Source organism: Candidatus Pacearchaeota archaeon, from assembly GCA_038874355.1.
In the GTDB taxonomy this organism is placed as follows: Archaea; Nanobdellota; Nanobdellia; order Pacearchaeales; family GW2011-AR1; genus JAVZCO01.
On the sequence record JAVZCO010000001.1, the window covers coordinates 339,457 to 353,865 of the forward strand.

23 protein-coding genes are annotated in these 14,409 nt (G+C 22.7%); 9 read left to right on the forward strand and 14 right to left on the reverse strand.

The window, feature by feature from the left end:
* Positions 1–20 precede the first annotated feature (20 nt).
* From QW117_02045 to trmY, 5 genes are all read left to right on the forward strand, one after another.
* Positions 21–449 carry a hypothetical protein gene (locus QW117_02045; GenBank protein MEM3405736.1) on the forward strand — a complete coding sequence of 143 codons (429 nt, stop codon included), beginning with the start codon at positions 21–23 and terminating at the stop codon, positions 447–449.
* A gap of 158 nt (positions 450–607) precedes the next feature.
* Entirely contained in the window at positions 608–1,498 is an 891-nt protein-coding gene (locus QW117_02050; GenBank protein ID MEM3405737.1) for an RNA-guided pseudouridylation complex pseudouridine synthase subunit Cbf5, read from the forward strand.
* A 35-nt stretch (positions 1,499–1,533) separates the two neighbouring features.
* Positions 1,534–2,049 carry a hypothetical protein gene (locus QW117_02055; protein ID MEM3405738.1) on the forward strand — a complete coding sequence of 172 codons (516 nt, stop codon included), beginning with the start codon at positions 1,534–1,536 and terminating at the stop codon, positions 2,047–2,049.
* A 19-nt stretch (positions 2,050–2,068) separates the two neighbouring features.
* Complete coding sequence (locus tag QW117_02060) at positions 2,069–2,314, forward strand: hypothetical protein (protein MEM3405739.1); 246 nt, start codon at positions 2,069–2,071, stop codon at positions 2,312–2,314.
* A 104-nt stretch (positions 2,315–2,418) separates the two neighbouring features.
* Positions 2,419–2,997, forward strand: coding sequence for a tRNA (pseudouridine(54)-N(1))-methyltransferase TrmY (gene trmY / locus QW117_02065; GenBank protein MEM3405740.1), 579 nt, complete (start codon positions 2,419–2,421; stop codon positions 2,995–2,997).
* Here trmY and QW117_02070 read toward each other — a convergent pair.
* The 9 genes from QW117_02070 to QW117_02110 form a co-directional block, all read right to left on the reverse strand.
* A complete protein-coding gene (locus tag QW117_02070) occupies positions 2,994–3,509 on the reverse strand; it encodes a KH domain-containing protein (protein ID MEM3405741.1) in 516 nt (171 codons plus the stop codon). The genes trmY and QW117_02070 overlap by 4 nt on opposite strands.
* A 10-nt stretch (positions 3,510–3,519) precedes the next feature.
* Positions 3,520–3,846, reverse strand: a complete 327-nt coding sequence (locus tag QW117_02075) for a translation initiation factor eIF-1A (GenBank protein ID MEM3405742.1) — start codon at positions 3,844–3,846, stop codon at positions 3,520–3,522.
* Between the two features lie 86 nt (positions 3,847–3,932).
* Positions 3,933–4,229, reverse strand: coding sequence for a DUF424 family protein (locus tag QW117_02080; protein MEM3405743.1), 297 nt, complete (start codon positions 4,227–4,229; stop codon positions 3,933–3,935).
* 161 nt (positions 4,230–4,390) lie between these two features.
* The gene (locus QW117_02085) at positions 4,391–4,534 is read right to left on the reverse strand and encodes a DUF5679 domain-containing protein (GenBank protein ID MEM3405744.1); all 144 of its coding nucleotides are present in this window, start codon (positions 4,532–4,534) and stop codon (positions 4,391–4,393) included.
* On the reverse strand, positions 4,512–4,718 hold the full coding sequence (locus QW117_02090; GenBank protein ID MEM3405745.1) for a hypothetical protein: 207 nt from the start codon (positions 4,716–4,718) through the stop codon (positions 4,512–4,514). The genes QW117_02085 and QW117_02090 overlap by 23 nt, the downstream gene beginning before the upstream one ends.
* 11 nt (positions 4,719–4,729) lie before the next feature.
* On the reverse strand, positions 4,730–5,137 hold the full coding sequence (locus QW117_02095) for a translation initiation factor IF-2 subunit beta (protein ID MEM3405746.1): 408 nt from the start codon (positions 5,135–5,137) through the stop codon (positions 4,730–4,732).
* A gap of 121 nt (positions 5,138–5,258) precedes the next feature.
* Positions 5,259–5,867 (reverse strand): OB-fold nucleic acid binding domain-containing protein, encoded by a 609-nt coding sequence (locus QW117_02100; protein ID MEM3405747.1) that lies wholly within the window; start codon positions 5,865–5,867, stop codon positions 5,259–5,261.
* 34 nt (positions 5,868–5,901) lie between these two features.
* Complete coding sequence (locus tag QW117_02105; GenBank protein ID MEM3405748.1) at positions 5,902–7,926, reverse strand: minichromosome maintenance protein MCM; 2,025 nt, start codon at positions 7,924–7,926, stop codon at positions 5,902–5,904.
* 103 nt (positions 7,927–8,029) lie between these two features.
* Positions 8,030–8,380, reverse strand: coding sequence for a hypothetical protein (locus tag QW117_02110; protein ID MEM3405749.1), 351 nt, complete (start codon positions 8,378–8,380; stop codon positions 8,030–8,032).
* Between the two features lie 179 nt (positions 8,381–8,559).
* Here QW117_02110 and QW117_02115 point away from each other — a divergent pair, with 179 nt between their 5' ends.
* Positions 8,560–10,242, forward strand: a complete 1,683-nt coding sequence (locus QW117_02115) for a putative S-layer protein (protein MEM3405750.1) — start codon at positions 8,560–8,562, stop codon at positions 10,240–10,242.
* Here the strand turns inward: QW117_02115 and QW117_02120 are convergent.
* Positions 10,232–10,807, reverse strand: a complete 576-nt coding sequence (locus tag QW117_02120) for a phosphatase PAP2 family protein (GenBank protein MEM3405751.1) — start codon at positions 10,805–10,807, stop codon at positions 10,232–10,234. The two genes, QW117_02115 and QW117_02120, sit on opposite strands and share 11 nt — an antisense overlap.
* Before the next feature lie 51 nt (positions 10,808–10,858).
* Between QW117_02120 and prtA the strand changes: the two genes are divergently transcribed.
* From prtA to QW117_02135, 3 genes are read left to right on the forward strand one after another with little or no spacing between them, the layout of a single operon-like run.
* Positions 10,859–11,398, forward strand: a complete 540-nt coding sequence (prtA, locus tag QW117_02125; GenBank protein MEM3405752.1) for a pacearchaeosortase — start codon at positions 10,859–10,861, stop codon at positions 11,396–11,398.
* Positions 11,382–11,735, forward strand: a complete 354-nt coding sequence (locus QW117_02130) for a hypothetical protein (GenBank protein MEM3405753.1) — start codon at positions 11,382–11,384, stop codon at positions 11,733–11,735. The genes prtA and QW117_02130 overlap by 17 nt, the downstream gene beginning before the upstream one ends.
* A 22-nt stretch (positions 11,736–11,757) precedes the next feature.
* Positions 11,758–11,880 (forward strand): hypothetical protein, encoded by a 123-nt coding sequence (locus QW117_02135; GenBank protein ID MEM3405754.1) that lies wholly within the window; start codon positions 11,758–11,760, stop codon positions 11,878–11,880.
* A 40-nt stretch (positions 11,881–11,920) separates the two neighbouring features.
* On the opposite strand, the gene QW117_02140 is transcribed toward QW117_02135, so the two are convergent.
* From QW117_02140 to QW117_02155, 4 genes are read right to left on the reverse strand one after another with little or no spacing between them, the layout of a single operon-like run.
* On the reverse strand, positions 11,921–12,337 hold the full coding sequence (locus QW117_02140; protein MEM3405755.1) for an archease: 417 nt from the start codon (positions 12,335–12,337) through the stop codon (positions 11,921–11,923).
* A gap of 1 nt (position 12,338) precedes the next feature.
* Positions 12,339–12,740, reverse strand: a complete 402-nt coding sequence (locus tag QW117_02145) for a hypothetical protein (protein MEM3405756.1) — start codon at positions 12,738–12,740, stop codon at positions 12,339–12,341.
* 40 nt (positions 12,741–12,780) lie between these two features.
* Positions 12,781–13,515: a hypothetical protein gene (locus QW117_02150; protein ID MEM3405757.1), complete on the reverse strand. Its 735-nt coding sequence runs from the start codon at positions 13,513–13,515 to the stop codon at positions 12,781–12,783.
* Between the two features lie 11 nt (positions 13,516–13,526).
* Positions 13,527–14,408 carry a type II secretion system F family protein gene (locus QW117_02155; GenBank protein ID MEM3405758.1) on the reverse strand — a complete coding sequence of 294 codons (882 nt, stop codon included), beginning with the start codon at positions 14,406–14,408 and terminating at the stop codon, positions 13,527–13,529.
* Between the last annotated feature and the right edge of the window lies 1 nt (position 14,409).

Here is a 14,409-nt window from a genome sequence, read left to right on the forward strand (position 1 = left end):
ATTAAATAAAAGGAGGTAAAATGTTTGGAAATTCTTTAGGTTACGGAAGCGGAATTGCAGATATTCCAATAATTGGAGCGTTATTTGCTTTTCTTTGGGTATTTTTAGTAATAATTCTTGCTTTGTATGTTTACCTTTCTTTTGCTTATATGGCAATAGCAAGAAAAGCAAATTATAAATATCCTGCAATTGCATGGATTCCTGGTATAGGGCCATTAATAATAATAAATAGAATAGCAGAGATGCATTGGTGGCCAATTCTTTTAATTCTAGCTAATTGGATTCCAATAATAGGAATTATAGCATCAGCAGTTCTTTTTGTCTTTTCTATAATTTGGTTATGGAAAACATTTGAAAAAATAAATAAACCTGGTTGGTGGGCTATACTTTTCTTAATACCAATTGTTAATATAATAATATTAGGAATTGCCGCTTGGAGTAAGGATTAATTTATTTTTTCTTTTTTTTATTTTATTTTTTTATTTAAAACTACACAAATTTATTCTATTGTTAATTATAAGAAAATTATTTTTAAAGATTTAAAAAATACAATTATATAAATAAAAAATAATATAATATTTAAATTAATATCAACAAATTAATAAAAATGAAAGAAAAAATTGAAAATATTATTAAAGAAGCAAAGAAAAAGCCAATTCAAGAACTATTACAATTTTCTATTCTTAATATAGATAAACCTTCTGGATTAACATCATTTTCTGTAGATGAATATATAAGAAAAAAATTAAACATAAAAAAAACAAGTCATTTTGGCACACTCGATCCGAAAGTTACAGGGGTTTTGCCAATATCTTTGGGTAGAGCTTGTAGGTTAATGGAATATTTTATTCACAGGGAAAAAACTTATGTTGGAATAATGCATCTTCATAAAGATATAGAAGAAAAAATTTTAAAAGATGAAATAATAAAATTTATCGGAAAAATAAAACAATTGCCTCCAAAAAGAAGTAGAGTTAAAAGACAAGAAAGAATAAGAACAATATATGAATTTGAAATTCTAGAAAAAAAAGATAAAGATGTTTTATTTAAAGTTAGATGTGAAGCTGGGACTTATATAAGAAAATTAATTCATGATGTTGGTCTATCACTAAAATGTAATGCACATATGACAGAATTAAGAAGAATAAAAGCAAGTATTTTTTCTGAAGAGGATGAAGAATTTATCAATTTATATGAATTTGATAAAGTTATAGAAGATTACAAAAAAGGAAATGAAAATCTCTTAAGAAAAATTTTAATTCCAGCAGAAATTGTTTGTAAAATTTTACCTTTCATAGAGATAAAAGAATATGAAGAAATATTAAAAAAACTTTATAATGGTTATAAAGTAAAACAAGAGATGCTAAAAGAAAAATTTAAATTAAAAGAAAATGAAATATTCTGTTTATTTTATAGTAAAAAATTTGTAGGTATTTATAAAACAATAAATCAAAAAGATATTTTAGCAATTCCGGAATTCGTATATAAACCATTATAATAATCTTTATAAATCAAAAATTTTTTATAAAAAAAATGAAAAGAATAAATAATAATGAAAAAGATTTTTTAGAATATCAAGGATTGAGTTTTTTTTCTGTTTATAACTTAGCAAATAAAAATACAATTTACGAATTTAAAAAATTGCCAAATCTACTTAAAAGATTGTGTTATAAAGATGGATTAATAATAGAACTTGAAGAAGATCTTTTTGAAAAAATAAAGAAAGGTGAAGGGATTGGAATGGGCGCTATTTATGATAAAGAATTAGGAGAAATTTTAAAAAAAGCAAGGACTTATGAAGGAAAATTAAAAATGTTAGAAGAAGGAATAAAAAATTTTTTAATACCTTACATTGAAGTAATATTAAGAAGAACTGCAAAAAAATATTTTGAAATGTCAATAGATACAAATAATCCTAAAGAATTAGAAAAAAGTTTTATTGCAAGAGAAACATTAGTTTCTTATCAACAAGGAAAACCTATAATAATTAATGGAATAATTATTTCAAAACCTTTAGAAGGTTATAAAGATCTTTTTTTATCTTATTAAAATTTATTTAAAGAAAAAAATGTATAACAAAAAGGAAATAGAAAAAAATCTTATTTTATTAGAACATGTTATAAATAGAGATTTTCCAAAAGCTTATGAAAAAAAGCATAGAGAAAATATAATAAGAACAAATATATTTGCAGAGTTGGGATTAGAATCTTTATCTCTTCTTAAAGAAGATAATTATTTAAAAGAAGTAAAAGAAAAAATAAAAAAATATTTAAAAGATTCTAAGAAAATTTTAAATAAATATAACTTAGAATGAAAATATTAAATATTAGAAAAATATCAAAAATTATTAAATAATAAAATAAATTTTATTAAAAATTATATAAAAAAGATTATAAATGTATTTTATTTTTATTATTAATGAGAGAATTTATTTATTTTAGCAGTAAAGCACACACTTCTGGTAATTTTAAAGATTTGATGAAAGCCGGAAGATTAGATATTGCCATTCATTTTATAATTAACTCTTTTTTTCTAAGTAATAATATAAGAGATGACGTAAAATTACATTTAATTTTTTATGGGCCACCAACTCCACCAAGACATATAACATTAATATCTAATAAAGATATTCCAATAAGTAAAAAAGATGTTGCAGGTTTAATAAAAAGAATGCTTTTTAAATATAAAGGAAAAGATGTAGAAGAGATATATCCTGGATGCTTTATAGACAAAAAAAATTTTTTTGATGTTATAGAAGAAAAATTAAAAGAAAAAAAAAGAATAATAATTTTAGATAAAGATGGAATAAGCATAGAAAAGGAAAATATAAATAAGGATTGTGTTTTTGTTGTAGGTGATCATAAAGGTTTGCCTCTAAAAGAGATTAAAAGACTAAAAAAAATAGCAGAAAGAGTTTCGCTTGGAAAAAAAACTTATTTTGCTAGTCATGTTATTACGATAATTAATTATTTACTTGATAAAAAAGAAGAAAATTAAAATTTTCTTAATCCAAGAGATTCTGGTTTATACCTTTTTCTTGACTTTTCTAAATAATTATAAACTTTCGAATGTTTATATCCAGAAATAAGATTTTTTATCGCATTCTCTGCTTCTCTTATTTTATCAAAAGTTCCTATTATAGAAACTTCATTATCATGCAATGTTATGTAACAATCAGATAATTGTTCTATTAATTTTATAGATTTTGCATTTTTTCCTATTATCCTCGCTTTAATATCTTTCATTAATCTTGTTTTTCTTGTAAATTTTTTTATTGGGATATTTTCTAAAATATAATCAGAATTTAATAGTAAAAAAGATATTTCTTCTGAAAAATTTTTATCAAGAGCATCTATAACCCTTTCCGCAGAATAAATATCTACAGAATCTCCTTCAAAAAAAATCTGTTTATTATTTTTATCTATTTTTAATTTTACATTAAGTTCTTTTTCTAATCTTTTCTTATCCTTTAATACTTTTTTTATAGTAGATTTTTTTACAGATAGCATTTTTTATTTTTTAAATCTTTTCTTCTATTATTTTTAAGAAACCCCTTCTTTTTAACCATTCTATTTGGGAATTATTATACTTATAAATAATATCCCCCTTGCTATCATCATATTCCCATGGTTCAACAATTACTATGTCGCCCTCTCTTAACCACAAATTTCTTTGTAATCTACCAGGAACTCTACAATTTCTTGTTTTATCATCAAAACATTTAACAATCATTCTTATACCTCCAACTCTTTGCTCTACTATACCTATGACTTCTTTTCCTTTGGGTAGAGGAGCTCTAGTTATTACTTGATTTTCTTGTTCTTCATTTTTACTATTTTTATCCATATTATTATTATCAATATCCAGTTTATAAAATTATTGAAGTAAAAAAATAGATAAAAAATTAAAAAAATAATAACTTTTTCCTCTTTTTACAACAAAACAAGAGCAAACGGAATTTCTTGACAATATTTTATTCCTTCTTTATCTATTAAACCGCATTTTAATGCTATATTAACAGATTTTTCTCCAACAATATTAAAAGTAGCATCTTCTTTTTTCATTTTATTAATAATATCAATTAATTCTTCTTCATTAATTTCTTTTCCTTTAAAAAAAACTTCTTTGACATCTAAAATTATTTTACCTTCTTGAAATTTTTTTCCTAATAGATCAGAATCACATATTGAAACAACATTTCTATAAGATTTGTGAATTTTAACTAACATAACTCAAAAAGAAAAATAAAATTTTTAAATTTTTTCAAAAAACCTTTTCAATAATTATTTTTAATTTGAAAATGTATTCCTTATTAAAATAAAACTAAAACAACAAACATACCTAAATACATCTTCTTTATAATTCTTTTTTATTTATAGATTGAAATTACCTATTTACTGCCTATTCTACATACAGTTGTTCCGCAATTAGGACATTTTCCTTTAAACATAATTGTACCCTTTGCTGTTTTTGTTTCTTTTGCATCTTTTATTTCTACTTTTTTCTTACACTTAACACAATAACCCTCTGTCATTTTTACCTCCTTTCAACCTTTTAATTAATCCTTTTGTCCTTTTTAATATCTCTTTTTCTTTTACTTCTAAAACTGAATCTATTTTAGGATCATACTTTAAAATTTTTTCTTTTTTTGTATTGTAAAATAAATATAAGCCGTTGATTTTTCCTAAATAAATGTTTATTTCTTCTTCATTTATCATTTTTATAAATTTTATATTTTAGGTATAGAATGTTTTGCGCCACAAGCAAGACAATGAATGAAATAAAATGAATCTTTTCTCTCTAATTTAGTGTCAGGTTTTTTACATTCTTTACATATAACAAATTTTTCTATATAAGATTTTATTTTTTCATTTATGTCTTTTATTAATAATTTTCTTTGTAAAATTAATCTGTTTCCTATTTTTTTAGAAGGAGTAGCTAATTCTTTTTGTAGATATTTTTCTAAATGTTCTTCATTTCTGTTAAGATAGGAACATATATTAGAAAAATTCATTATTATAGTATTTTTCCCTTCTTGTGTTACTTCTATTTCCGGAATCTTGAATCTCTCTCCTTCTATAGGAATTGATTTTATTTTTGAATATGCTTCTTCAAGCATTTGTTCATAAGTTTCCATTTTAATCAATAAAATAATATATTTATAAAAGTAATGATTTTCAAATTTACTTTATGATAAATTATAAAATAAAAATTTTATTAATTTAACTTTTAAAATTTTAAAGAAAAAATTAATTATTTTAATCTAAAATTCTTACTTTTCCAGGTCTTGGTTCATAAATTATTCCTTCTTCTAAAAGTTTTATAATCTCTTTATTTATCGTTTCTGGATCATTTTTTATTTCAAGAATTATTTTATCCAAATCTATACCACCATTATCATCTTCATTTTTTATCATTTCTAAAATTTTTTCTCTTAAATCTAAAATTTCTTTTTTATCTATTTTTCTTGTTTTTTCTAATTCTAATTTTCTTATTAATAAATAAGAAGGTTCTTTTTTCTTAATTATTTCTGGGATAATATAAATTTCATTATTAAAATATCTTAAAGTTCCTATAACAACAATAGTATCTCCTGTAGAAAATTCTTTAAATTTTTCTATGTCGTTACCAAATATTTTTAATCTTATTTGAGAAGAAGCATCATCTATTGTAAATGATAAATATTTCTTTTCTTCACTTTCGCTTTCAAATTTATCAATTATATTTGCAACTACATTTACTCTTATTAATTGTTTCCCATCAAAAGGAACATAAAGAAATTTTTCTCCATCTAAAATAGGTTTTTCTTTTAATATATCCGATATTCTTACTTTATATGCTATTGCTCTTTTTATTATTTCTGTCATTTTTAATTTTATTAAATATACTTTTTAAATATGTTTATATTCTTTGAATATGACCTTTTCTTGGATGAAAAATATCTCCTTGTAATGTTAGTTTTTCTAAGGCTTCTTCAATATCTTTTTCACTCATTTTACCTTCTAATTCCTTTTTTATTTCTTCTATTGGAATTAACTTTCCTAATTTACTCTCCATTCTTATTATCGTATCCTTTACTTGTAAAATTTTACTTCTTTGGCTTGTACTAATTCCAGTCGCAATTCTATCAATATCAAAACTTTTTGTTTCATAATCATAACCAACTTGTTGTAAAGAATAATTCATTAATTCAATTGCTCTAATTGCATCCTCTTTTGTTACCTCTTCAGATAATCTTGCTCTTGCAGAAGCTTCTGATAACCTTATTAATGCTTCTAATTGTCTTGCAGAGATTGGAATTGGTTTTATAGTTTCTTCTACAAAAGTGGTCGGATTATTTCTTAAATTTACATAAAAGGATTTTATTTCTTCCATTGCTTCATCTGTCAAAACAGGGAAAATTTTTTGTTTAGAATAGGCTATATATTTTTTAAATAATTCAGGTTCTATTAATAATTTTTCTTTAGCTTTTCTGTGTTCTGATAAAACATGACTTGCTATTAATTCATCTTTTGTTCTATCTGGTTTGTCTTGTAAAACAAATATTAAATCGAATCTATTAATTAAAGTAGGAGGAATATCTATTTGCTCTGAAACAGGATCATATAAATTAAATCTTCCCATTTTAGGATTTCCTGCTGCTAAAACAGAAGTTTCTGCTCTCAAAGAAGCTTGAACGTTAGCTTTACTTATAGTAACTGTTTGTTGTTCCATTGCTTCGTGCATTGCACTTCTATCTTGCGGATCCATTTTTTCAATTTCGTCTATACATACAATTCCTTTATTAGCCAATACCATTGCTCCTGCCTCTAAACTCCATCCTTTTAAATATTCATCTCTAACAACAGTGGCGGTTAAACCAGCGCCAGTTGCACTTTTTCCTACGACATATCTTCCTTTCGGGGCCATAGAAGAAATAAATTTTAATATTACAGATTTAGCTACACCAGGATCACCTACAAGTAATATATGAATATCACCTCTTGTTTTAGTTCCGTCAGATCTTATTTTTTTATAACTTCCAAAAAGCTGTAGAACAAGGGATTCTTTAATTTTTTCATAACCATAAACACTCGGAGCAATACTACTAATAAATTTTTTAAATAAATCAGGAGAGGATGCTAATTCTTTTATTTGTCTTTCATCTTCTTCATCTATTTCTAATTCAGAATAAGATTCTTCTAAAGGGACTATGTTATTAGCTTCTATTGCAATATCACTTCTAGTTAATAAACTTCCTGTTTTACTTACTATAGGAATTTCTTTTAATATTCCAACAATTTCAACTCTAGAACCAGGAGTAGTTTTTTCTTCCATTTTTGGCTCAACTAAATCTTCTTTTAAAAATACATCTAATCTCCTCGGCTGTTCTCCTCCAGAAAGATTTTCAGGACATTCTTCTATTACTATTCTTTGTGCATCAACCATCTCTTTTAGCAATAATTTAAATCCAGATTTTCTCCCGCAGCTACATCTTGAAGGTTCTCTAAATTTATTATCTATTTGTAATATTGTTATTTTTGTTCCGCAAGAAGGACATTCAAATTTTGCATTAACCACTTGAGGTCTTACTTCAGAAGTTTGTCTTATTATTCCCTGAACTTTAACAAATTTATTAAGATGTTTGCTTCTTAAATCACGAATTTTTTCAAAATATGGGAAGTTATATATTCTAATACGCGGTTTTTCTATTAATCCTAATTCATCTAATGCTATTTCTAGTATTTGTAGTGTTCCTTCAGGATTTTGTATAAGATTTTCTGATAGTTCATAAGAAAAAGATGCTAATTCATTAAAATCTACATAAACAACATTAATTCCTTCTTTTTTCTTTTTTCCTATTTCCCTTTTGTAAAATTCAAAAAAATTTTTCGCTTCAAAAATTAAATCTTCAATATCTTTTTTTTCTATATTTTCGTTTGTCATAGATAAAAAGAGAAAATTAGTTTTAAATTATTTTCTATTATAAAAAATATATAAATTTTATACTTATAAGTAAAAAAAATAAAAAAAAATAAAATAAAAAAATTTAATCCTTTGCAAGGGCAAAAGCTGATTTTATAGCAACAACAATTGTTGCAGGAGTAAATAAATAGATCAAATAAGCAAATATAGGCCCAATTATATTTAAAGAAAGAAGGAATTGGCCTCCTAAGCTGCTTACTAATACAAGAGATGTTCCAATTAATAAAAACTTTAAGGATTCTTGACCTGATATATTAAATAATCCTATCAAAATACCTATAATAACTAAAACTACTCGAATCCATGCTTGATTAGCAATTTGTTCTGAAAATAGGCCTAAGATTAAAGCAAGAATAACTCCTATTAAAAAAGCCCATGCACCAACTATATTTTTCTTTTTTGCTTTTGCTGGCATTTTACCTCCTTTTGTTTTTAAAATTAAGTTTTCTTTATTTTATAAATCTTTTCATGTTCAAAAAATAAACAATACAAACAAGGAAAAAATAAAAAATTAATTATATATTCTCTATTATAGAAATATTTATAAATAGATGTAACTAAAAAATTACAACAAAAATTAAAAAATAAATAAAAATGAAAAGTAAATTTTTAATTTTAGCAACAATTTTGTTTAGCTTAACAATATTAAATTTTGTTAGCGCAAGTTTAATTTTTTCTCAAAATTCAGTTTATCTATCAAAATCCATTAACTCAACAGAAATAATTTTAACAAATAATGAAAATGAAACTGTAACCATAACATATCCAACAACAATAACAATTTATTCTGGAACAATCTTAAGAGACGAAATTTCTTACTCTATAAGTTTAGAAAACGCAACTTTAGAAGAAGGAAATAGTACAAAAATTATTATATCTTTACAAAAAAGTCCTTCTAATTGGAAAAACTTCAAAATAGGAAAATTGTATTCAACTATTATTACCTTTACTGGGAATTATTCTAATTGGACAGATAATAAAAATTTAACTCTTTACTTTGTTAATGATTTTTGTAAATATGGTGAAGTAGGAAAAATAGAAATATATAAAGTTACAGACGAATTAAAAGATAATGAAGATGAATGGATATGGCATCCTCTTGATAATATAAAAATAAAAGTTAATGATGTTTATAATGGATTCGATAAGTCTAAAAAAATAAAAGTGGAATATGCTTTATATGATAGTAATGGAAAAAATAAACTTGATTTAGAAAATATAGAAAGATACAAAATATTGAAAATAGACAGTGGAGATGAAAAAGACGTAACTTTTGAATTTAGAATTCCAGCAGATATTGAAGAAGGAACATATAAATTATTTGTTAAAGCATACATAGATGAAGATGAAGATGAAGGTTGTACTTCTATAATAAACAGCGAAACAATATATTATCAAGAAGTAGAAATTGAAAAAGAATATGATAGAGCAGTTATTATTGATGAATATGAATTAAATCCTATACAAGCAACTTGCGGAGAAAATATAATCTTAAATTTGCCAATATATAATATAGGAAATAAAGATGAAGAAAAAGTCCTTGTTAATTTATATAATAAAGAGTTAGGAATAAATTTATATGAGGTAATAGAAGAATTAGAAAAAGGAGAATCTACCTATGTAACATTTAACTTTGAAATACCACAGAATGCAACAGAAAAAATATACAATCTTGAAATTATTACATATTATGATTATGATGAAGATAATTCAAAATGTAATAAAGATACAGATATATATTGTTATGATGAAGATTCAAAAACAGATTTAGAAAAAAAATTTTATCAATCTATAACTGTAAAAGGAAATTGTATAACAACAACAAAAGAAAAAAATGTAAAGATAATGGCATCTTTGATGAATGAAGAAGAAATAAAAGCCGGAGATGAGGTAGAAATAAAAATAACTTTTACAAATACAGGAAATAAGACAACTTCTTATATAATCATGGCTAGTGATTATGAAGATTGGGCAAATTTAATAAGCCTCGAACCGCAATCTTTTAATTTAGTCCCTAGCGAAAGCAGAGATGCTGTATTGAAGTTTAAGATAAACAAAGATACTTATGGGGAACAAACTTTCAAGATTAAAGTTTTATTTGATGGAATAACAGAAGAAAAAAGCATATCTTTAGAAATTGAACCACAACAATCAAAATTTACAATAAGATTACCCAAGATATTTGAAGAAAATAAAATTTTACTTTGGATAATAATTGTTAATATTATCTTAATAATATTAATAATAATTGTTGCTATAAAAGTGTCTAGAAGTTAATTTTTTTCTTTTTCTTTTTTATTCTTTTTTCTAGTAAAATATTAGTATAAATACCTATAAAATATCCAACAATAGAACCAAAAATAATATCTGTTAAATAATGTTCTCCTAAATATAATCTTGAAAAAGCTACTAAAAGAGAAAAAATTAACCAAAAAAACTTGTAATTTTTATCAAAAAAAGGTAGAAAATTAAAACCTAAAGCAGAATGAAAAGAGGGAAAACTATCTCTTTCTAAAGAAAAAGGCCTAGTTCTTAAAAATATTATCTTTAAAAAATAAATTATAACTATTGTTAAAAAAACTGAAATTGGAATTTTTATTGCATTTTTTTTATTTTGAAATATTAAAAATAAAAATATACTTAATAAAAAAGGTATCAAAAAATTATAAGAACTTATAAAAGACATAAAATTAAAAAGAAATTTGTTTTTATTATTGTAAAAAAAATTAACTATTTTAAAATCATAAATAAAAGATAAAAATAAAATAGTTATTAATAATATTAAAGAAAATAATTTAAGTTGGATATTTTTTATTTTTTTCTTTTTTTTAGAATTTTTCATTTTTAGAATTATGTAAAAAGATATTTAAATATTTTCATTGTTTAACTTATTATGAGAAAAGAAAGTAAAATAATTTTTTTTATTATTTTAAGATATCTTTCTTGTTTAATTGTTTCTTTAAATGGTTTGTTTATATTCTATTATATATTTTCTCCAATAACTCTTCATTCTTTTTATTTTATAATAAAACTTTTTTATAATAATGCATCTTTATATGAAAATTCTGTTTTTTTAGATAATAGTAAGATAACTTTAGTTGAAGCATGCATAGCCGGTGCAGCATATTTTTTAATTTATATTTTAAACTTTACAACACCAATGAAACCAAGAAAAAGAATATTCTCATTATTCTTTTCTTTTTCCCTATTTTTTATAATAAATCTTTTAAGAATTCTCATTTTTTCTTTTCTATTCAAAAATAATTTCTTTTTATTTGAATTTTTACATTTGTTAGTTTGGTATTTTCTTTCAGCAATAATAGTTTTTTTTGTTTGGTTTTCTACTATAAAATTATTCAAAATTAAAGAATTTCCAATCAGAGAAGATATAAAAAAATTTATTTCTATCTTAAAAAATGATAATAAAAAATAGAAAAAATAAAATAGTTATATTAAATGTAGAAAAATATAGCGGTATAAAGAAATTTATTGGTCTAATGTTTAAAAAAAGCCCAAAAAAAGCTTTGCTTTTTGAATTTTCTTCCCCTGTAAATAGAAAGATACATTCTTTTTTTTGTAAACCTTTTTTGGCGGTATGGTTAAATATTAACAACGAGATTGTTGAAGTTAAATTAATAAATAAATTAGGAATTTATTCTCCCAAAAAAAATTTTTGTAAATTATTGGAAATTCCCTTAACAAAAAAATATTATCTTTCTATAAAAAAAATTTTAAAAAGAAAAGATTTAAATACTTTCGTTGAGAATTAATTTAATAAAAAGGGAGGTAAAAATGGGAAAAGTTATTTTAAAAAATGCTGTAAAAAGAAAAGAAGGTTACCTTTACTATGTTGATGGTAAAGGAAATGTTTGTGAAGCTAAGATGGTCAGAGGCGGGAAAAAGAAAAAGAAATAAAAAATAAGTTTTAATTTTAAATTTTTATTTTTGTAATTTTTCACATATCAACTACTACTTGAATTATGTATTTATTTTTAATCTTTTTTATAATCATATTATTATAAGTTATTGCCTTTATTTCTGAAAAAATTTCATAATTTTTTGTTTCATCTCCAATTAATTCTGTTTTTAATTTTAATTTCTTTTTATCAATTTTTATTTTTTTAATCTTAGATGGAATAAAGTTTTTTGAATAAATCAGAATTAAAATTTCTTCTAAAAAATTGTATAAAAGTTGTTCTAAGTTTTTACCATTTACACTAAAGATTATTTTTATTCTTTCCTTTATTTTATTTTTTGTTATTAAACTTAACATAGCATAAACAGAATTCTTAAAAGCTTCTTCTAGAGTTATTCCATAAGCTTGAAACATTCCATCTGCTGTATGTTCTAAAATTCTAAATTTTTTCTTCATTTTATTCTTTCCACATAAAAATTTTTATAACCTTTGGTTCATATTGGTAAATTGTAGAAGAAATAACAGTTTCTGAAGAAAAGACTTCTTTTTTATAAAAATCCATTGAACATATTTCATCTAATGAACATATTCTTATTGTATAATTAAAAGATTTAGGTATTTTATTTTCTAAAAATATAATTATTTTTTCTGTATTGTTTTCTAATACCTCTTTTCTTAATTCTTCATTATTAGATATTTCTAAAAGAAGGGCTTTTTGTAAAGAGTAAATTTCATCTGAAATGTCTGCTCTATTTACATTTTTCACATACAAAAAAAATAGAAGAGAAAATATTAGTAATACTGCTATAAAAGCTTCTATTATTCTTACCCATCCTTTTTTATTTTTACTTATTCTCATTTTAATAATTTATTTTAAATTTACCCATTCATCATATCTTTTACCATACTTTTATTTGCATAAAAATATATTCAAAAGTCCCATTAGGATAAAATATTTGTTCTGGAATAGTTCTTGAATATACTACTGCCTTTTCTGGTGTATTGCCTAAACTTATTATTTTATTAGTTCTCTCTAAATTATAAAAGTCAATAGCAAAATTTTTTGTTTGTGGTAATCCAATTCTATCTTTTAGTTTTGAATAATTAGTTTCGTATTCTTTTTTGAAAGTTTCATTTAAATATTTAAATGAAATAGAATAATAACTTCTTAACATACCTAAAGTATAATTTTTTTTATCAATTTTTCTATTACAATTGTTCCCATCTAGATTATTTTCTAAAAAATCTTCCGAAAAATAAATATAATAAAAATCTATCTGAGAAGAAAAATTAGAATATATAACATAATTATTTTCTTTTATTGTATGCATGGAATCGTAAATTGTGTTATTTAAATCTTTTTTTGTTAAATTCTTATTTCTTAAATTATCATCATCTTTAATCTCAAAATTATAACATCCTTCATAACTTTCATTTAATTTAATAGAATATATAATTATCTCTTTTTTCAATTCTTTTTCTATACTTTGCTGTAATAAATTTAAATATGTTTGTTCATTTCCCATTTTTTTAAATGGATTAAAAAATATTAAAAGAAAAATTAAAAATCCTATGAAAATTACAAATGATAATAATATTTCAAGATGGCTTTGTGATTTTTTATTTTTTATCATTTTAATTAAATTTAGCCTATGAATGAATTTGCTCCTAAATAAATTAATAATGATGTTGTGATAAGGATAAAAGAGTGTTTTAATCCTGCTTTTATACTTCCTTCTGATAATTTTCCTATAATTATTCCAGCAAAAAAGCTTTGTACTAACAGTAATACAAACATCATTGTTGATACAGAAATCTCTTTTTCTTCGTTCGGATTATTTTCTTGATTGGTCACATTATAAGAAGAAATATCTATATTTGTTGAAAAAATACTCGATTCTCCAAGATTAGATAATTCGCTTGTTAATGGAATTATTTTGAATTGCATTATTAGCATAATGATTAAAAAAACAAAGAATATTATATAACCTTCTATTGTTAAACCATAAATTATTGCTTTTCTTTCTTCTTTTAATTTTTCTATATCCCTGACAGATTTAGAAACATTTTCTAAAATATCTTCTATTGATCCACCAGCTTTTTCAGCTTCTTTTATTAACATTATAGATCTCGTTACAATATTGCTTTTAACATCTTTAGCAAAAGTATCAAATGCTTTTGAAACAGGAATTCCTATAGATATTTGATTTGCAAGTTTTTGTATATAAAATGTTAAAGGACCATAATCCTTATTTCTTAAATTAATTATTGCTTTACTTATAGGAGTTCCTGATTTTACACTTTCTACTAAATCTCTAGAAAATTCTAAAAACATCCTTCCTTTTTCTTGTTCTTTGCTAGTTTCTAATACTAAATCAACAAAAAAAGGTAAAGTAGCAATTACGAATCCTACACTTAATAGAAAATAATACAAATTTTTATCTTGTTTAAATAAAAAAATAAAACCAAATACTATAATCAAAAAAAAAACTATCATTCCTATAATGTGTGGTTTTTTTATTTTCATT